This is a genomic window from Agromyces sp. NPDC056965 (genome assembly GCF_042673425.1).
Classification (GTDB): Bacteria; Actinomycetota; Actinomycetes; order Actinomycetales; family Microbacteriaceae; genus Agromyces.
This window is the reverse complement of the sequence record NZ_JBHURI010000074.1, coordinates 2,514-21,875: the sequence shown is the minus strand read 5'-3', so window position 1 is coordinate 21,875 and position 19,362 is coordinate 2,514. Positions and strand designations below refer to the sequence as shown.

The following is a 19,362-nucleotide window of genomic DNA, read 5'->3' as shown; positions in this document are numbered from 1 at the left end:
CTCATCGAGGGCGGCGCCCCGCGGCATCCGCGCGCCTGTCGCGATCGCGATCAGGCCCCGCGGCGTCCCGCGGGTCAGGCCGGCGCAACCGGCTGTCTGAGGATGGTCTTGAGCTTCTCGGGAGCCGTGCGCCGGGGGTCGCCGAGGTACACCTCGTGATGGCGCCCGTTGAACCGCAGGCCCTGCTCGGGCATGAACTCGTCGTGCAGGCGGGCGAGGGTCGGGCCCTCGTCGTCGTACGAGCCGAGGTGGAGCGTCTGCACCGAACGGCCCTCGGCCAGTCGTTCGAAGCGAACGAGCTGCGCGGCCGGTGCCTTCGCAGCCGCCTTCGCGACCGCCGCGGCGACCAGCTCGGCGGAGAGCCAGTCGGGCTGCCAGATCATCATCGTCCACGACCAGGCGGACTTCTCGCGCGTGACGAACGTCGCCGGGTCGTCGGCGCTCCAGAGTCCCTCGAGCGGCCCGACGACGTAGTCGCGGTCGAGCTCGCGCTTGCTCTGGAACTTGGCGGCGTACGACACGGCGTACAGGGCCTCGACCGCGGCGACGTACTCGGGCGAGCTGTTGGGGTCGCCGTGCCCGTCGACCATGCAGTACGCGAGCTCGGGCACCTCGATGATCTCGAAGCGGGCGCGCGGGGCGGTGTAGCAGGCGAGTTCGCGCTTCACGTCGTACTTGTCAGCCATGCAGACAGCTTCGACGGCACCACCGACATGACGCCGCACGCCGGCGACGGATGCGGTCGCCGCGCACGCATGACACGATCGAGCCCGGGGCGTCCGGCACCGATCCGACCGCGGTGCGCCCGACGGTCCTCCCTCGACCAGCACAGGAGCATCATGCAGACTCGCACCCTCGGCCGCACCGCACGCACCGTCTCGGTCGTGGGCCTCGGCACCTGGCAGCTCGGCGCCGACTGGGGCGAGGTCGCAGAGGGCGACGCCTTCGCCGTGCTCGATGCGGCGCACCGGGCGGGCGTCACGTTCTTCGACACGGCCGACGTCTACGGCGATGGCCGGAGCGAATCGCTCATCGGTGCGTGGCTCCGCGCGAATCCGGGCTCGGGCGTCACCGTCGCCACGAAGATGGGTCGGCGGATGCCGCAGCAGCACGCCAATTACTCGGCCGAGCACTTCCGCGAGTGGGTCGACCGCTCGCGCGCGAACCTCGGCGTCGAGACGCTCGACCTCGTGCAGCTGCACTGCCCGCCGTCGTCGGTGTACGGCGACGACGAGGTCTTCGACGCGCTCGATGCGTTCGTCGACGACGGTTCGATCGCGGCCTACGGCGTGAGCGTCGAGCGGGTCGACGAGGCGCTCGCAGCCATCGCGCGACCGAACGTGGCGACCGTGCAGATCATCCTGAACGCGTTCCGGCTGAAGCCGCTCGACGAGGTGCTGCCGGCCGCCGTCGCGGCGGGGGTCGGCATCATCGCCCGGGTGCCGCTCGCGAGCGGCCTGCTCTCGGGCCGGTACACGAGCGACACGATCTTCGCCGCGAACGACCACCGCAGCTTCAATCGCCATGGCGAGGCGTTCGACGTCGGCGAGACCTTCTCGGGGGTCGACTACGAGACCGGCGTGCGCGCGGCATCCGAGTTCACCGCCCTCGCCCGTGAGGTGGCACCGACCTCCTCGCCCGCCCAGGTCGCCCTCGCCTGGGTCGCGGCGCAGCCGGGCGTGAGCTCGGTGATCCCGGGCGCTCGCTCGCCGCAGCAGGCGCGTGCGAACGCCGAGGCCGGATCGCTGCGCCTGCCGCCGTCGTTCGACGAGGCCGTGCGCGAGCTCTACGACCGCGAGATCCGGGCTACGGTCCACGACCGCTGGTAGCCCCGCCCGCCCACGGCCGCTCTACCTGCGCCGCTCAGGACCACCCGTGTCGCTCGGGACGGTGGATGTCGCCGGTCCGGTGCGAATCGAGTGGTCCGGTGCCGGCTCCGGTGACGGCGCCGGCTCCGGTGCCGGCTCGATCGGGCGGCGACGAACCTGCCCGGCGACCGAGAGGCTGACGATCATGACGGCGCCGATCGCGGCGAGGGCGTAGCGCGCTCCGACGGCGTCGGCGAGGAGCCCGAGCAGCGGCGGAGCGGTCAGCGAGGAGATCGTCGAGAACGAGGTGACGACCGACACGCGCTGTCCGGCGCGTTCGGGGTCGTCGGATGCCGCGGAGATCGCGATCGGGTTGCCGAGCGCCGCACCGCAGCCCCAGAGCACGATGCCGATCCACGCGACGGCGAGGTTCGGTCCGAACACGAACAGCGCGAGACCGACGAGCGCCGAGACGCCCGAGACGCGCAGCACGGCCACCCGCCCGAAGCGGTCGATGAGGCGCGTGCCGACGAAGCGGAACACGGTCATCGCCCCCACGAACGTGGCGTACGCGATCGCGCCCACGGCCTCTGCCGCCTCGAAGCCGTCGACCACGGCGAGCGAGAGCCAGGTGGTGGCCGAGCCCTCGGCGAGCGACGCCGCGAGCAGCACCACTCCGAGCAGCAGGGTTCGCGGCTCCCGCCAGGCGGCGAGGGCCGACTTCACCGCGCGGCGGTTGCGACGGCCGGTCCCGTGGGCGTCGATCGACCCGGTCGCCGTGGTCACGGCGGCGCGCACGGTGAGCGCCGTCGCCGGTCGCAGCAGCCAGAGGCGCAGACCCGTCACGACGAGCGTGACCACGACGATCTGCGTCGCGATGTGCACGCCCGCCAGTGCGAAGCCCGCGCCGACGAGGGCGCCGCCCGCCGCGCCGATCGAGAATGCCGCGTGGAAGTGCGGCAGCACCGCGCGCCGCAGGTGCTGCTCGACCGAGGCCGCGTTGATGTTGACCGGCACGTTGATGAGCGCGCCGCAGAGTCCGTTGATGAACACGCCCGCGATGAACGGCGCGAGATCGCCGTTCGCGAGGCCGACGGCATCGAGCCCGAAGCCGACGACATTGCCGATCGTGCCGGCGAGCAGCGTCGCACGGCTGCCGAACCTCGCGACGATCGCGCCGACGCCGACCGCGCCGATGAGCGATCCGAAGCCGCCGATGATGAGCAGCGAACCGAGTTGCAGCGCGCTGATGTCGAGGGACTCGCGCACCGACGGCATCCGGCTGGTCCACGACGACATGATGAGCCCGAAGAGCGCGAACTGGACCATGAGCGACCAACGGGCACGGGAGACGAGCGTGATCGGCACAACCGCGACCCTATCGCGAAAGAACATTTCAGGTTCCGTGCGCCGACACTCGCCGTCGATTGCGCGAAACTCCCCCCGAACGGGGTGCGAGATCGATACGCTGCACAGGTGTGGTGTTAGCGGGGGGCTGACAGTGACGATTCCGGGTGCATGGCACGGCGACCCTTCGCCGTGCCGTGAGAACGAACCCGGCGTCGCACGAACCCTCCTTCGACCCGTCGAACCGACGGGCAGATCCGAACACTCGGTCCGTACGAAGGAAGGAATCGAATGATCACCAAACGAGTCACGACGTTCGAGCGCGGCGGGGTCGCCGCTGCACAGTTCGGGGGCGGTTCAGGCAGGTTCCGGGCCGACCGGATGCTCGGGTTCGCGCTCGCCGGCCTGATCGTGGTCGCCGTGGGCATCGCCGGACAGGCGCAGAGCGCCGAGGCGTCGGCCGACCTCACGAGTGCGAGGCAACTCGCGATCGCCGAGGTCGGCGGGCAGGTCGGCATCGGGGCCGCCGGCGTCGACGTCGCGGGTCTCAGGGATGCCGCGGTCGCGCACTCGGCGACAGAGACGCTGCGCAGTGCGCTCACCGCCCACCGCGAGGCGATCGCCGCGCGCGTCGCGGCCGAGGCGGCAGCTGCCGAGGCGGCTGCGGCCGAAGCTGCGGCAGCCGCGAGCGCTGCCGCCGAGCAGGTCGCCGACGAGGGCGATGACTGGTCGGGCGGGTCGGATGCCGCGGCATCCGCTTCGGGCGAGGCGGCCGCGGAGTCCGCGGGAGCCGCTCCGGCAGCGAACCCGTACACGTCCGAGTTCTACCCGGGGCTCCCTGCAGCCCCGCGTGACGAGGACTGCGGGCCGTGCACGGGCAAGGAGATGGTGCCGGTCTACTACAACGGCTCGTACGTGTGGGGTTGCGACGCCTGATCGGATCGATGCAACGCGACGGGCGCTCGGGAGACCGGGCGCCCGTCGTCGTCTCGGTGGTCGCGTCCCGCCCCTAGGGGCCGGGTGCGAAGCGCCAGTCGGTGATCCAGGCGGGATCCTCCCCGTGCTCGTACGCGTACTCGCGTGCCGCGGCGCGCGCCGCGTGCCATTCGTCGGCGACCTCCGCGATGCCGGGGCGGCCCTGGAGGCCCGGCACCCGGTGCAGCACGTCGAGTGCGAGCCGGTACCGGTCGAGGTCGTTCAGGTGCAGCATGTCGAACGGCGTCGTCGTCGTGCCCCGCTCCGCGAAGCCGCGCACGTGGATGTTCGCATGGTTGGTGCGCCGGTAGGTCAGCTGGTGGACGAGCGATGGGTAACCGTGGAACGCGAAGATCACGGGCGCCGAACGGGTGAAGATCGCGTCGAACTCCGCACTGGGCAGGCCGTGCGGGTGATGCTGCGGATCCTGCAGGCGCATCAGGTCGACGACGTTGACGAGCCGCACGCGCAGTTCGGGCAGCCGGTCGCGCAGCAATCGGGCGGCCGCGATCGCCTCGGCGGTCGGCACGTCGCCGGCGCACGCGATGACGACGTCGGGCTCGGATGCCGCGGCATCCGCTCGCTCGGAAGCGGGTTCGCTGCCCGCCCACTCCCAGACGCCGAGACCCGCCTCGACGTGGGCAGCGGCCTCGGCGGGTGAGAGCCACTGCGGGTGCGGCTGCTTGCCCGCGACGACGACGTTGACCCGGTTCCGCGTGTCGAAGGAGTGCCGCATGACTTCGAGCAGGGTGTTCGCATCGGGCGGGAGGTAGACCCGCACGACGTCGGCCTGCTTGTTGACCACGACGTTCAGGAACCCGGGGTCCTGATGCGAGAACCCGTTGTGGTCCTGCCGCCAGACGTGCGAGGAGAGCAGGTAGGTGAGGCTCGCGACGTCGCCTCGCCAGGGCACCTGCTTCGCCGACTCCAGCCACTTCGCGTGCTGGTTGAACATCGAGTCGACGATGTGGATGAAGGCCTCGTAGCTCGTGATGAGCCCGTGCCGCCCGGTCAGCAGGTACCCCTCGAGCAGGCCCTGCATGAGGTGCTCGCTCAGCGCCTCGATGACGCGGCCCTCGCGCGCGAGGTGCTCGTCGAGCGGATGCATCGCCTCCGCCCATGCTCGCGCGGTGACGTCGAATACGGCGCCCAGCCGGTTCGAGAGCACCTCGTCGGGCCCGAAGAGGCGGAAGTCGTCGGGGTTGTCGCGCATCACCTCGGCGAGCCAGGCGCCGAGCACCCGCGTCGCCTCGCCCGTGTCGCCGCGCTCGCCGGGGTCGACTGCGACGCCGTGCGGCGCGAGCGACGGCAGTGCCAGGGGCCGCGCGATGCCGCCGTTGACGTGGGCGCTGGTGTTCGCGCTCATGCGCAGCTCGCCGTCGGGCCGCACGGCACCGAGCCGGGCGACCGGGCGACCCTCGCCGTCGAACAGCTCCTCGGGGCGGTACGACCGCAGCCACGCCTCGAGCATCGCGAGGTGCTCGGGGTTCTCGCGCACACCGGAGAGCGGCACCTGATGGGCGTGGAACGTGCCCTCGACCTGCACGCCGTCGACGACGCCCGGGCCGGTCCATCCCTTCGGCGTGCGCAGCACGATCGCGGGCCGGCGCGGCGCGGCCTCGGCGAACGCGCCGGCCGCGGCATCCGCTCGGATCGCGGCGATGCGCGCATAGGCGACGTCGATCGCGTCGGCCATGCGACCGTGCACCGCCATCGGGTCCTCGCCGTCGAATCCGCCGGTGACGAGAAGCGGTTCGTAGCCGTTGCCGCGGAAGAAGTCGACGAGTTCGGCCTCGGGGATGCGTGCGAGCAGCGTCGGGTTCGCGATCTTGAAGCCGTTGAGGTGGAGGATCGGCAGCACCGCGCCGTCCGTCAGCGGGTTCAGGAACGAGTGCCCGCGCCAGCTCGCCGCGAGCGGACCGGTCTCGGCCTCGCCGTCGCCGATGACGCAGGCGACTACGAGCCCGGGGTTGTCGAGCGCTGCGCCGTACGCGTGCATGAGCGAGTAGCCGAGCTCGCCGCCCTCGTTGATCGAGCCGGGCGTCTCCGGCGCCGCGTGCGACGGGATGCCGCCGGGGAACGAGAACTGGCGGAAGAGCCGCCGCATGCCCTCGGCGTCGGCGCCGATCGCCGGGAAGAGCTCCGAGTACGTGCCGTCGAGCCACGTGTTCGCGACCATCGCGGGCCCGCCGTGGCCCGGCCCGCAGACGTAGATCGTCGGCGTGCCGCGCTCGACGATCGCCCGGTTGAGGTGGGCGTAGACGAGGTTCAGCCCGGGGGAGGTGCCCCAGTGCCCGAGCAGTCGCGGCTTGATGTCGCCGGGCTCGAGCGGGCGCGCGAGGAGCGGGTTCGCCATCAGGTAGATCTGGCCGACGCTGAGGTAGTTCGCGGCTCGCCACCATGCGTCGACGATCTCGAGCGGTACCTGCGGTCTGCGCGCCTCGGCCATGTCTTCCCCCGTCGACTCGGCATTCGATTCGAGCCTAGGTCGAACCATGGCGATGGGGAAGGAGCGGCGGCCGCTAACCTCGGAGTGATGAGATCCGTGGTGCTTCCCGACGACCGAGCAGTCGGCGAGTGATCCAGATCTTCACCGGCTTCGCCGTGATCGCCCTCGCCGTCCTCGTCGGCTGGATCGCCGGGCGCACCGGCGTGCTCGGTCCGGAGGCCCGGCCGATCCTCGCCCGGCTGAACTTCAGCGTGCTCGCGCCGTTCCTGCTGTTCTCCGTGCTCGCGACGGCCGACGTCCGCTCGCTGTTCTCCGTGCTGCTCCCGGTCTCGGCCATCGCCGCCGTCGCGATGATGCTCGTGTTCGGTCTCGTCGCGATGCTCCTGTGGCGGCGGCGCCTCGAGCACACGGTCATCGGCTCGCTCGCCTCGGGCTACGTCAACGGCAACAACTTCGGCATCCCGATCGCCGTCTACATGCTCGGCGACGCGGCGTACTCGGCACCCGTCGTGCTGCTGCAGTTGCTGCTGTTCGCACCCGTTGCCCTCGCGATCCTCGGCGCGCGCGTGCACGGCCACACCTCGGTGACGGCGATCGTGCGCACGACGTTCACGAACCCGATCATCATCGGCTCGCTCGCCGGCGTCCTCGTGGCGGTGTCGGGCGTCGAGCTGCCGCCGATCGTGATGGAGCCGATCGAGCTCATCGGACACGCGGCGGTGCCGCTCATGCTGATCGCCTACGGGCTGTCGCTGCACGGGCAGCGGCTGTTCGCCCCGGGCAGCGGTCGCCGAGAGGTGGTGCTCGCGACCGTGCTGAAGCTCGTCGCCATGCCGGTCACCGCGTGGGCGGTCGGCTCCTTCGTCTTCGGGCTCGACGGCCTCGACCTCTACGCGGTGACGGTGCTCGCGTCGCTGCCGACGGCGCAGAACGTCTTCGTCTACGCCCAGCGCTACGAGACGGCAGAGGTCGTGGCCCGCGACACGGTGTTCCTGACCACGATCGGCTCGGTGCCGGTGCTCATCGCGGTGGCGCTCCTGCTCGGCTGAGCTCCGATCGCGGTGGTCGGGAGCAGGATGGGCACGAGCGAGCGAGCGACCGCCCGAGCGAAGGAGACCCCGATGCCATTCCTCACCGATGACGATCGGCCGCTCGGCGAACTGCTGCTCGCCCAGCGCCCCGCCGACGGGCATCGCTTCCAGGTGCGCGCTCCGTTCGCCTACCTCGACCCGGTGAGCGGGTCGCGCTACGACGTGCCGGTGCAGGATGCCGCGGGCGACGACTCCGATCTCGCGTCCGTGCCGAGCCTCCTCTGGGGCCTCATCGCGAGCTACGGGCGGCAATCGGCGCCGGCACTCCTGCACGACCACCGCTCGGTGCTCGCCGCGGGCCTCGCCGATCGGCGGGCCGCGCTCGCGCAGCGACGTGTCGACGACCGGGTGTTCCGCACCGCGCTCCGCGAGCAGGGGGTTCCGCTGCTCAGGGCGGCCGTGATGTGGGCCTGGGTCTCCGCGGATCGCGAGCGGCAGTTCGGCGGCGCCGCCGGTGCGGCGTTCGTCGTGCAGGCCGTGCTCGGCGGCATCGCGGTGGCCGGGGCATCCGTCGCCGCGTTCTGGAACCCCGCGTGGCTCGCGCTGCTCGTCGTCGTCGCGCTGGCCGCGCTGGCGTGGGGCCGACTCGCGCCGCCGCAGCTCGTGCTGGCGTTCTCGATCGGCTGGCTCGGTCCCGTCGTGCTCGTGCTGTTCGCGGCCGTCGTGCCGTTCCGGCTCGCCGAGGCCGCAGTCGAGCTCGTGACCGGCGGCGACCCGGCCGGGGTGTTCCGGCCGACGCTGCGCGGGGGCTGAACCCGCGGGCTCCTAGTCGGTCGTCGCGACCGCCTCGGGTGCCGGGGCCTCGGCCGACTTCGGCCAGTCGTGGAACCATCCCGCCCAGACCTCCGCGCGCCAGCCCTGCGGGCTGAGCAGCCGCCGTCGTGCCGCGAGGTCCTTCTGGAACCCGTCGGTGGCCACGGCGTCGCGGAGCTTCATCGGTGCGGGGATGCCGGCCAGCGCCAGGGTGTTCGCAGCATCGTCGTCGGTGCGCGCGGGCACGATCACCGGAACGGGCGCGTAGAGCGGCTCGACGAACACGAAGACCGCCACGATCAGGAGGATCACGGCGCTCGCGACGAGCCATTCGAGTGGCGGCCGGCTCCAGGCGAAGATCGCGAACCACGCGCAGATGACGGCGCCGGCGACGTAGGCCGCGCGGGGGATCGAGCTCAGCACGAGCCAGTGGCGAGGTTCGATCGGGCACCGGTCCCACTCCCGCGACCGCCTGGTGACGGTCGAGAGCCGCTGGTTCAGCCAGATCAGCACAGCGAGGGTGAAGCCCGAGGCGATGAGCCAGCTCCACGGATTCAGGCCATCGGGGTCGGTCACGAACGAGGCCGCGGCGATCGTGGCGGGCACCGCCTCGGCGACGTCCTGACCGCCGGGGAACACGCCGATCATGAAGCCGATCGCGCCCGCCACCCAGCTCGCGAGGGTCGCGAAGGCGGCGTAGACGCCCGGCAGGCCCGGCAGGATCGCGGCGATGACGACGGCCGCGAGCATGTTGATGCCGAGCGACTTCTTGTCGATGACCGAGAGCAGGTTCTCGACCTGTGCGACCGCGACGGGGGCGGGCGGGAACTCGGGACCGAGCAGGTGCCGTGCCGTGGGCTCGACGACCTGGATCGTGTTCTGGAAGTACACGGAGTGGTCGAGGAAGGGCTGGCTCGTGTTGTGCACGGCGTGCTCTTCGGGGCCCTGTGCGGTGGAGCGTCCGGGGAAGTAGGCGTTGCGCCACCGCTCGCGGCGGCCGGTGGCGGTGTCGGCGATGGGGCCGGCCGAGAACGGATCCCAGATCGCCCAGTAGTTCGCCCACTTCACGCCGCGGTGCGCGTCGGCCTCCGCGTTGCGCTTGAGCCAGTCGCTGACGGGCTTGTACTCGTCGGGCCGGCCGAGCCAGCGGTCGCGCCCGAGCAGCACCACGGCCGCTCCGACCGTGGTGAGCCGGCTGACGTTGTAGTCGCTCGGCCTCAGCTCCTCGAAGAGCGCGAGGGTCGCGACCGCTGCGCCCTGCGAGTGCGCGAAGAGGTGCACGTCGCCGTCGTCGCCGACGAGCTCCTTGGCGCGGGTGAGGGCGTCGCGCACGACGAGCCGCATGGCCGAGGCGCGCACGGGGCGCTCCTTCCAGGCGGCGACGTCGCCGATCGACTCGATGATGCCGTCGATGAACCCCTGCGCCACGTTCTTGAACCAGGGGATGAGCAGGAGCGGGCTGATGAGCGGCAGGATCGGCGTCAGCACCAGCGCCAGCAGCACGAGGAACATCCAGGTCACGGCGAAGGCGATCGAGCAGACCGCGAGCCGGACGGTGTCGATCACGAGGTCGACGCCCTTCGGGAGCTTGCGAGGCGCGCCCGGCGGCTTGTTCCAGTGCCGCACGAGGGTGTACCAGGGCACGAGCACCATGGTGCCGAGGAAGAGGCCGAGCACGCGCCGGATCATGCGCCACATGAAGACGACGGCCCATTGGAAGATCTGGCCCCGGCTCATCGGCACGAACGACTCCGACCAGCGCGCCTCGATGATCGCGATCCGCTGCACGACGTCGTCGTCGTCTTCGGCGGGGGCGCCCGCAGCCTGCGCCCGCGGGCCGGGGGAGCGCACGGTCGCCGTGATGATGGGCAGGTCGCCCGACAGGTCGGACTCGTGGATCGCGACGCCGTGTCGATCGGCGGCGCCGATGACCCGGTCGCGCGCAAGCCAGTCCATGCGGCTGAGCAGCGGCTCGGCCCACTCGAGCAGGATCTGGCTGCGATAGGCGTTGCCCATGCCGTGCACGACGACGAGGGCGCGGTCGAACGCTCCGGTGTCGGATGGCGCGGCCGGGGGTTGCGCGGTCGAATCGGCGTGGTCGACGACGCCGTCGTCGGCAGCCGCGTCGGCCTCGGCATCCGCAGCTGCGTCGAGCTCGGCATCGACGTCGGACGGGGACGTGGCCGCCGAGTCGTCTGGCGTGGGGCTGGGTGCGATCCGCATGGATTCTCCTCGAGCGAGTGCGTCTGAGCGAACGCTAGCGGCTCGGCCTGCCCCGTGTCGCCTGTGTCCTCGCGGAGGCGAGGCCAGTGCAGGCCCTGAGAACCGGGGGGCGCGGCGAGCAGAGTTCAGGGATAACCCTGATTCGCGGCATCCGTCTCGCTCCTACTCTGGGTACCGATCGCCGCTCCGCGAACTGCAGGGGGAACTGTCGCCGCGGGTGTCGATCGGATAGCCGGTCAGCATCGAGTCCCGAAACTCGGCGCAGGCCGGCTTCCCCCGTTTCCGGCGCCGACGGCGCCGGGTCGAGAAGGGCAGGGCGATGACCGAACGGATGATGCACCTCACGCGCCATCGTCAGGGTGGGCCGGCGCGAGCAGAAGTGCGCTCCGCGCACGTCGATCGTGCGCTCAGCTGGAGCGACTTCCGCACGGCCGTGAGCTACGACCCCGCCAACCAACTGCTCCTCGCAGTGCCCGCGATCAGCGCGAAGCGCGCAGAGCACTCGTGGCTCGGCGAGGCGACGGCGCCGCACACGCGCCTCGGCGAGGGCGAGATGTACCGCCGCGAGTTCGAGCGCGGCGCCGTGTACTGGTCGGCGCGCACCGGCGCCCACGAGGTGCACGGCCCGATCGCCGAGCACTGGCACGGCGTCGGCGCCGAGACCTCGTTCCTCGGATTCCCGACGACCGACGAGCAGCCGCTCGCCGCCTCCGAGCTGGGCGGCCGGCTCCCCGGCGGATTCGCGCACTTCGAGGGCGGCTCCATCTACTGGACGCCCGACCACGGGCCCGCGATCGTCTTCGGCATGGTCCGAGACATCTGGGCGCTGCTCGGGTGGGAGCGTTCGGCGCTCGGCCTGCCGGTGTGCGACGTCGACCTCGTGCCGTCGACCGGCGTGCTCCGCGGCGTCTTCGAGCACGGCACGGTGGAATGGTCGTCGTCGACCGGGCCGGTCGTCGTCATCGATCCGTCGAGCGGAGACCCCGGTTCGGCCGGCGCACTCGACGCGGTCGAGGAGGACACGCTCGACCGGCTCCGCTCCGACTTCGCGCCCGGAGTCTGATCCACGGACCACTCGTGTCGCACGGGACCACGGATGTCCGGTGTCCCGTGCGACACGAGGTGTCCCGCGCAGCCGCGAGCGGGTGCATGGCGACGTGACAGACTCGACGGGTGACCCCGACCCTGCCTGAGCTCGCGCCGAGCCCGTACGACGCCGACGCGATGTACGACGCCTTCGTCGACTGGGCCGAGGGCCGCGGCCTCTCCCTCTACCCCGCCCAGGACGAGGCGATCATCGAGATCGTCTCGGGCGCGAACGTCATCCTCTCCACGCCCACGGGCACCGGCAAGTCGCTCGTCGCGGTCGCCGCCCATGCGGCATCCCTCGCCCGTGGCGGGCGCAGCTACTACACGGCGCCCATCAAGGCGCTCGTCTCCGAGAAGTTCTTCCAGCTCGTCGAGATCTTCGGCGCGATGAACGTCGGCATGGTCACGGGCGACAGCTCGGTCAACCCCGATGCCCCGATCATCTGCTGCACCGCCGAGATCCTCGCGAACCTCGCGCTGCGGCACGGACCGGACGCCGACGTCGACCAGGTCGTCATGGACGAGTTCCACTACTACGGCGACCCCGAGCGCGGCTGGGCCTGGCAGGTGCCGCTGCTCACGCTGCACCGGGCGCAGTTCGTGCTCATGTCGGCGACCCTCGGCGACGTCACGGCGATCGCCGCCGACCTGAAGCGTCGCACGGGGCGCGAGACGGCGCTCGTCACGGGCGTCGACCGGCCGGTTCCGCTGCACTTCTCGTACGCGAAGACGCCCGTGCAGGAGACCGTCGAAGAACTCATCGAGACCCGGCAGGCGCCCGTCTACATCGTGCACTTCTCGCAGGCCGCGGCGATGGAGCGGGCGCAGGCGCTGTCGTCGATCCGCGTCGTCACTCGCGAGCAGCGCGACGAGATCGCCGAGGCGCTCGGCGGCTTCCGCTTCAACACCGCGTTCGGCAAGACCCTCTCGCGACTCGTGCGCGCGGGCATCGGCGTGCACCACGCCGGCATGCTGCCGCGCTACCGGCGCCTCGTCGAGACCCTCGCGCAGCGTGGGCTGCTGCGCGTCATCTGCGGCACCGACACCCTCGGCGTCGGCATCAACGTGCCGATCCGCACGGTGCTCATCACCGCGCTCGCCAAGTTCGACGGGCAGCGGATGCGGCAGCTCACCGCGCGCGAGTTCCACCAGGTCGCGGGGCGGGCGGGCCGGGCCGGCTACGACACCGCGGGCACCGTCGTCGTGCTCGCCCCCGAGCACGAGATCGAGAACGAGGCCTCCGTCCGCAAGGCGGGCGACGACCCCAAGAAGATCAAGAAGATCGTGCGCAAGAAGGCGCCCGCCGGCCAGATCACCTGGGGCGAGGCCTCGTACGAGCGGCTCGTCGCGGCCGAGCCCGAGCCGCTCGTGCCGCAGCTGAAGCTCACCGCGGCGATGCTGATCAACGTGATCGCCCGCGGGGGAGACGTGATCGGCGACATCCGCTCGCTCGTCTTCGACAACCACGAACCGCGCGCCCGGAAGTTCGAGCTCGCGCGGCGCGCGCTCGAGATCTTCCGGACGCTCCGCGACGCCGGCGTCGTCGAACTGCTGCCGGCGGCGGGCGATGGCCTGCCGATCGTGCGGCTCACGGTCGACCTGCAGCCGAACTTCGCGCTCAACCAGCCGCTCTCGCCGTTCGCGCTCGCGGCGATCGAGCTGCTCGACCCCGAGGCGACTGCCGAGAACGGCGTCGGCACCGGGCACTACGCCCTCGACGTCGTGAGCGTCATCGAGTCGACGCTCGACGATCCGCGACCGATCCTCTCGCAGCAGCAGTTCAAGGAGCGCGGCGAGGCCATCGGCCGCATGAAGCAGGACGGCATCGAGTACGACGAGCGCATGGAGCTCGTCGAGCTGGTCACCTGGCCGAAACCGCTCGACGAGTTGCTCGCCCAGTCGTTCGAGGTCTTCGCCTCGAGCCAGCCGTGGGTGCGCGACTTCGAGCTGTCGCCGAAGTCCGTCGTGCGCGACATGTTCGAACGCAGCATGTCGTTCGGAGAATACGTCGGCTTCTACCAGCTCGCCCGCAGCGAGGGACTCGTGCTGCGCTACCTCAGCGACGCGTACCGGGCGATCCGCCAGACGGTGCCGACCGAGGCGAAGAACGAGGAACTGCTCGACATCATCGAGTGGCTCGGCGAACTCGTGCGGCAGGTCGACTCGAGCCTCGTCGACGAGTGGAACGAGCTCATCGACCCCGCCGCCCACCTTCCCGAGGACGAGGTCGCGGTCGTGCCGCCGGCCCCGCCGTCGGTCGTGACCAACCGCCGCGCATTCACGGTGCTCGTGCGCAACGAACTGTTCCGCCGGGTGCAGCTCGCAGCCCTCGAGCGCGACGACGAGCTCGCCGAGCTCGACCCCGACGCCGGCTGGCCCGACGCGCTCGACCGCTACTACGCCGAGCACGACGAGATCGGCACCGGACCGGCGGCCCGGTCGCCGCGCCTGGTCGCGATCGACGAGGCCGATACCGCGAACGGCATGTGGCGCGTCGAGCAGACGATCGACGACCCGGCGGGCGACCACGACTGGCGCATCAGGGCCGAGGTCGACCTCGACGCCTCCGCCGAGGAGGGCGCCGCGGTCGTTCGCGTCACCGAGGTCGTGCGGCTCTAGGGCGGTCCGCTCCGCCGGGCGGGAGCGCCCGTCGCCCCATGAGCGAGAAGCGGCGTTCGGCAGGTTCGCCAGCGTGGGTGATGGCTCCATTCCGCTCATTCGAGCAGCTGATCGGATGCCTCGTGCTCATGTGCGCGGCATCCGTGAACAGCACGTGAAATCAGGCGGATGAATCGGCGCAAGCCCCTTGGCACGGCCGCAGACCGCTCATAGGCTACGGGCAATGTCCCCCCGAGCCGGGCGCGCATCCACGCGGTCCGTCGGCGGGGTCCGATCGCACTGATCCGATCGCTCTGAGGAGAGTCATGCATCGTCGCCGCACCATCCCACGTCTGGCGGCCGTCTCGGCCGCATCGATCGGAGCACTCGTCGTCGGGTTGCTCGGCGCTCCGCCCGCATTCGCGGCCGTCGACGGCTCCGGCGTCGTCATCAACGAGGTGTACGCCCGTGGCGGCAGCGCGAACCAGCCGTTCGCCGGCAAGTTCGTCGAGCTGTACAACCCCACGGGCGCGCCCGTCTCCCTCGCCGGATGGTCGCTGCAGTACCGCAGCGCGACGAGCACCGGAGCCTCGAGCGGCGTCGGCGCCCTCACCGGTGAGATCGAGGCCGGCGGCTACTACCTCATCGCCCTTCCCGGCAACGGCTCGGTCGGCGCGGCGCTTCCCGAGCCCGACGCGACGCTCGGGCTGAATCCGAGCGGCACGAACGGCTCGCTCTTCCTCGCGAACGTGCCCGGTGCGATCAACCCCGGCACCGGTTCCATCGTCAACAACCCGCAGGTGGTCGACTACGTCGGCTACGGCACCTCGGCGAACTTCGAGGGTGCGGCGGCGGGCTACCCGGGCGGCAACGCCGACCCCGGCAGCATCGTCCGCACCGGCTTCGCCGACACCGACGTCAACTCGGCCGACTTCACCTTCTCGTCGACCGTCACCCCGCAGGGCTCGGGGGGCGGCACCGATCCGGTCGACCCGACGGCCACGACGATCGGTGCGGTGCAGGGTACCGGCGATGCGACCACGATGGACGGCGAACTGGTCGTCGTCGAGGGCGTCATCACCGCCGACCACCGGTCGGGTGGCTACAACGGGGTGACCATCCAGACCCCCGGCGCCGACACCACTCCCGGCGCATCCGACGGCATCTTCGTCTTCCAGATGCCCGCCGTCGGTGCGATCGGCGACCTCGTGCGCGTCACGGGCACCGTGAGCGAGTACTTCGGTCTCACCCAGATCACGACGAGCCCGACCGGCGCCGAACTCGTGAGCGCGGCCGTCGGCGTGCCCGACGCCGTCGAGCTGCCCGCGAGCACCGTGGGTGCGGCCCGCGAGCCGCTCGAGAGCATGCTCGTCGCGCCCTCCGGCAACTACCTGCTCTCGAGCACGCACGAGGCCTACAACTTCGGCTCGCTGTGGATGGCCGCAGGCGACTCGCTGCCGGTCAAGAGCACCGAGCAGCTCGACGCCGGCCCCGACGCGAACGCCGCCGCCGTCGCGAACCGAGGCAGGCTCCTGATCCTCGACGACGGATGGAACGCCGCCGTGACCTCCGCGGGGCACCCGGCAGACCAGCCGTACCTCACGAAGGACGTGATCGTCCGCAACGGCGACCGCGTGATCCTGCCCGAGACGCCGTACGTGCTGAGCTACGGCTTCGACGCGTGGCGCCTGCAGCCGACCTCGCCGATCGACAGCACCAGCCCGGCATCCGTGAAGCCGACGTTCGAGACGCTGAACCCTCGAGTCGACACCGCCCCCGCGGTCGGCGGCGACATCCAGGTCGGGGTCTTCAACGTGCTGAACTACTTCACCACGCTCTCGAGCGAGAACGCGAACGCGCGCGGCGCGGCCACGGCCGAGGAGTTCGCCCTCCAGGAGAAGAAGATCGTCGCGGCGATCACCGGGCTCGGCGCCGAGGTCGTCGCGCTGCAGGAGATCGAGAACTCGTTCAAGCTCGGCGAGGCGCGCGACGAGGCGACCGCGACGCTCGTCGCCGCGCTGAACGAGGCCGAAGGCTCCGACGTGTGGGCCTACGTCCCGACGCCGGCGTCGCTCACGGCCGCCACGACCGATGTCATCCAGAGCGCGATCATCTACCGTAGCGCTGCCGTCACCCCCAAGGGTGATGCGCAGACCGTGATCGACGAGAGCGTCTGGGGCAACGCCCGAGAGCCCATCGGCCAGATCTTCGAACTGCCGAACGGCAACGACTTCTCGGTCGTCGCCAACCACTTCAAGTCGAAGAGCGGATCCGGCGCGCAGCCGGCCGACGGCCAGGGCTTCTTCAACGCCGACCGCGTCGCGCAGGCGAACTCGCTGCTGACGCTGGCGAACTCGCTCGAAGCCGAGGCCGGCGAGGTGTTCCTGCTCGGCGACTTCAACTCGTACGCAGAGGAGGACCCGATCCAGGTCCTCACGGGTGCCGGGTACTCCGACCTGCTGCCCGATCTCACCGACGACCAGTACACGTACACGTTCGACGGCGAGCTCGGCTCGCTCGACCACGCGCTCGGCAACGCCGCAGCCGTGCAGGGCGTGACGGGCATCGGCCGCTGGGCGATCAACTCGCCCGAGTGGAGCGACCGCCAGTACGAGAACGGCTCGCCTGACGACGGCTCCGTGTTCCGCTCGAGCGACCACGACCCGCAGGTCATCGGCCTCGACAGCGCGAAGCTCAACGACGTGGTCGACATCAGCGTGATGACGATCAACGACTTCCACGGCCGCATCGAGCAGGCTGCGCCTGCGGCGGGTGCCGCGGTGCTCGCAGGAGCGGCCGACGCCGTCCGTGCCGAGAACCCGAACACGGTCTTCGCCGCGGCGGGCGACCTCATCGGTGCTTCGACGTTCACGTCCTTCATCCAGAAGGACTCGCCGACGATCGCCGCGCTGAACGCGGCCGGACTCGACGTGAGCGCCGCGGGCAACCACGAGTTCGACCAGGGCTGGGCGGACCTCCGCGATCGCGTGCAGGGCGAGGCGGACTTCGAGTACATCAGCTCGAACGTCTTCCTCAAGGGCACCGACGAGACGGCGCTCGCGCCGTACTACACGAAGACCTTCGAGGGCGTCACGGTGGGCTTCATCGGCGCCGTCACCGAAGAGCTGCACTCGCTCGTCAGCCCCGCAGGCATCGCCGACCTCGACGTTCGCCCGATCGTCGAGTCGGTCAACGCCCAGGCCGACAACCTCACCGACGGCGACCCCGCCAACGGCGAGGTCGACGTGCTGATCCTGCTCGTGCACGAGGGCGCGGCCACGGCCGCCAAGGAGTCCGTCACCGACGGCTCGGTGTTCGGCAAGATCGTCGCGGGCGTCGACCCCGCGGTCGACGCGATCGTGTCGGCGCACACGCACCTGCCCTACAACCACGTCGTCGACGGCCGCCCGGTCGTCTCGGCCGGCCAGTACGGCGAGCAGTTCGGCCTCATGAAGCTCGAGGTCGACGGCAAGACGAAGGAACTCGTCTCGATCACCAACGAGCTCAAGCCGCTCATGACGACCGCGACGACCAACCCGCCCGTGCCCGCCAAGGCGCTCTACCCGGCCGACCCTGAGGTCGCGGCGATCGTCGCCGCCGCCACGTTGAAGGCCAACGAGCTCGGCGGGGTCAAGGTCGGCGACATCACGGCCGACTTCAACCGCGGCCAGATGCCCGGCAAGGACGCGAACGGCAACCCGATCACTGTCGAGGCGCGCGGCGCCGAGTCGACGATCGGCAACTTCGTCGCCGATGTGCAGCTCTGGGCGGCCCAGCAGGACGGCGCAGCCGACATCGCGTTCATGAACCCGGGCGGCATGCGTACCGACCTGAAGTTCAAGAGCTCGAACGCGGCCGACCCCGACGGCAACGTCACCTACCGTGAGGCCGCCAACGTGCAGCCGTTCGCGAACACCCTCTTCACCCAGACGCTCACCGGCGCCCAGGTCAAGCAGGTGCTCGAGGAGCAGTGGCAGCCGGCCGGCGCCTCCCGTCCGTTCCTGAAGCTCGGCGTGAGCGCCGGACTCGAGGTCGTCTACGACCCGACGGCGGCAGCGGGGTCCCGCGTGACCCATGTGTCGCTGAACGGCGTGGAGCTCGACCCGGCCGGCAGCTACCGGGTCGTCGCGAACTCGTTCCTCGCGGCCGGCGGTGACAACTTCTTCACCCTCGGCAAGGGAACCGGTCGCGCCGACACCGGCAAGGTCGACCTGCAGGCGATGGTGGACTGGTTCACCGTGAACAAGACGGCGACGCCCGACCTGGCGCAGCGCTCGGTGGGCCTCGTGCTGCCGGCTCCGGCCAACGGCACCGCCTACGTGCCCGGCGAGACGCTGAACCTCGCGCTCAGCTCGCTCGACTTCAGCACTACCGAGGTCGCCGCGGGAGAGGTCACCGTCTCGATCGGTGGAATCGCCGTCGGCACGGCGCCGGTCGACCGCACGGTCGTCGCGACGACCGACGAGGGCGGCCGCGCGTCGCTCGCGATCACGATCCCCGAAGGCCTGAGCGGCGCCCAGCAGCTCGTCGTCTCCGTCGCAGCGACGGGCACGAGCGTCGAGGTGCCGGTCACGATCGAGCAGCCGGTCGCCGAGGTCGACACGACGATCGTGGGTGTGCCGAACAAGCTGCTCGCGAAGGTCGGCAAGAAGATCAAGTACAGCGGAGTCGTGGTCGCCCACGACGGCTCGAAGCCGGTCGGCACTGTGACCATCACCGACGGGTCGACGGTCATCGCGACGGTCGAACTCGACGCCGCCGACAAGGGCCGCTTCTCGGTGACGCTGCCCGACCTCGCCCGTGGCGTGCACGTGCTGCGCTCGAACTTCGAGAGCACTGCGCCGTACGCCGACTCGCGGTCGTTCGCGGTGCCGGTGCTGGTCTGGTAGACAGCGCAGGCGAATTTCGGCGGGGGGGGGAGGGATAAAAAAAACAGCGCCCCCCGCAAGAAAGAGGCCCGCAAAAAAAAACCCAACCCCCCGGGTGGCCACCACCCCCCCCCCACCCCGCGGGACGAGGGGGCGCGCGG

At 71.0% G+C, this 19,362-nt stretch carries 11 protein-coding genes; 7 read left to right on the top strand and 4 right to left on the bottom strand.

The window, feature by feature from the left end:
• Window positions 1-74: 74 nt before the first annotated feature.
• A complete protein-coding gene (locus ACFTQE_RS16235) occupies window positions 75-686 on the bottom strand; it encodes a GyrI-like domain-containing protein (RefSeq protein ID WP_376926044.1) in 612 nt (203 codons plus the stop codon).
• Window positions 687-839: 153 nt separating this feature from the next.
• Here ACFTQE_RS16235 and ACFTQE_RS16230 point away from each other — a divergent pair, with 153 nt between their 5' ends.
• Entirely contained in the window at window positions 840-1,829 is a 990-nt protein-coding gene (locus tag ACFTQE_RS16230; protein WP_376926043.1) for an aldo/keto reductase, read from the top strand.
• 21 nt (window positions 1,830-1,850) lie between these two features.
• Here the strand turns inward: ACFTQE_RS16230 and ACFTQE_RS16225 are convergent, their stop codons facing one another.
• Complete coding sequence (locus ACFTQE_RS16225; protein ID WP_376926042.1) at window positions 1,851-3,176, bottom strand: MFS transporter; 1,326 nt, start codon at window positions 3,174-3,176, stop codon at window positions 1,851-1,853.
• A 270-nt stretch (window positions 3,177-3,446) separates the two neighbouring features.
• Here ACFTQE_RS16225 and ACFTQE_RS16220 point away from each other — a divergent pair, with 270 nt between their 5' ends.
• Window positions 3,447-4,091 (top strand): hypothetical protein, encoded by a 645-nt coding sequence (locus tag ACFTQE_RS16220; RefSeq protein WP_376926041.1) that lies wholly within the window; start codon window positions 3,447-3,449, stop codon window positions 4,089-4,091.
• 73 nt (window positions 4,092-4,164) lie between these two features.
• Here ACFTQE_RS16220 and ACFTQE_RS16215 read toward each other — a convergent pair whose 3' ends face one another.
• The gene (locus tag ACFTQE_RS16215) at window positions 4,165-6,579 is read right to left on the bottom strand and encodes a phosphoketolase (protein WP_376926040.1); all 2,415 of its coding nucleotides are present in this window, start codon (window positions 6,577-6,579) and stop codon (window positions 4,165-4,167) included.
• A gap of 128 nt (window positions 6,580-6,707) precedes the next feature.
• Here ACFTQE_RS16215 and ACFTQE_RS16210 point away from each other — a divergent pair, with 128 nt between their 5' ends.
• Together ACFTQE_RS16210 and ACFTQE_RS16205 are read left to right on the top strand one after the other, a co-directional pair.
• Window positions 6,708-7,628 (top strand): AEC family transporter, encoded by a 921-nt coding sequence (locus ACFTQE_RS16210; protein WP_376926039.1) that lies wholly within the window; start codon window positions 6,708-6,710, stop codon window positions 7,626-7,628.
• Window positions 7,629-7,700: 72 nt separating this feature from the next.
• The gene (locus ACFTQE_RS16205) at window positions 7,701-8,423 is read left to right on the top strand and encodes a DUF1353 domain-containing protein (protein ID WP_376926038.1); all 723 of its coding nucleotides are present in this window, start codon (window positions 7,701-7,703) and stop codon (window positions 8,421-8,423) included.
• 12 nt (window positions 8,424-8,435) lie between these two features.
• On the opposite strand, the gene ACFTQE_RS16200 is transcribed toward ACFTQE_RS16205, so the two are convergent.
• Window positions 8,436-10,646 carry a hypothetical protein gene (locus ACFTQE_RS16200; RefSeq protein ID WP_376926037.1) on the bottom strand — a complete coding sequence of 737 codons (2,211 nt, stop codon included), beginning with the start codon at window positions 10,644-10,646 and terminating at the stop codon, window positions 8,436-8,438.
• 319 nt (window positions 10,647-10,965) lie between these two features.
• Between ACFTQE_RS16200 and ACFTQE_RS16195 the strand changes: the two genes are divergently transcribed.
• From ACFTQE_RS16195 to ACFTQE_RS16185, 3 genes are all read left to right on the top strand, one after another.
• A complete protein-coding gene (locus ACFTQE_RS16195) occupies window positions 10,966-11,709 on the top strand; it encodes an LGFP repeat-containing protein (RefSeq protein WP_376926036.1) in 744 nt (247 codons plus the stop codon).
• 161 nt (window positions 11,710-11,870) lie between these two features.
• A complete protein-coding gene (locus ACFTQE_RS16190) occupies window positions 11,871-14,354 on the top strand; it encodes a DEAD/DEAH box helicase (protein WP_376926045.1) in 2,484 nt (827 codons plus the stop codon).
• 305 nt (window positions 14,355-14,659) lie between these two features.
• On the top strand, window positions 14,660-19,222 hold the full coding sequence (locus ACFTQE_RS16185; protein WP_376926035.1) for an ExeM/NucH family extracellular endonuclease: 4,563 nt from the start codon (window positions 14,660-14,662) through the stop codon (window positions 19,220-19,222).
• The last annotated feature ends 140 nt before the right edge of the window (window positions 19,223-19,362 follow it).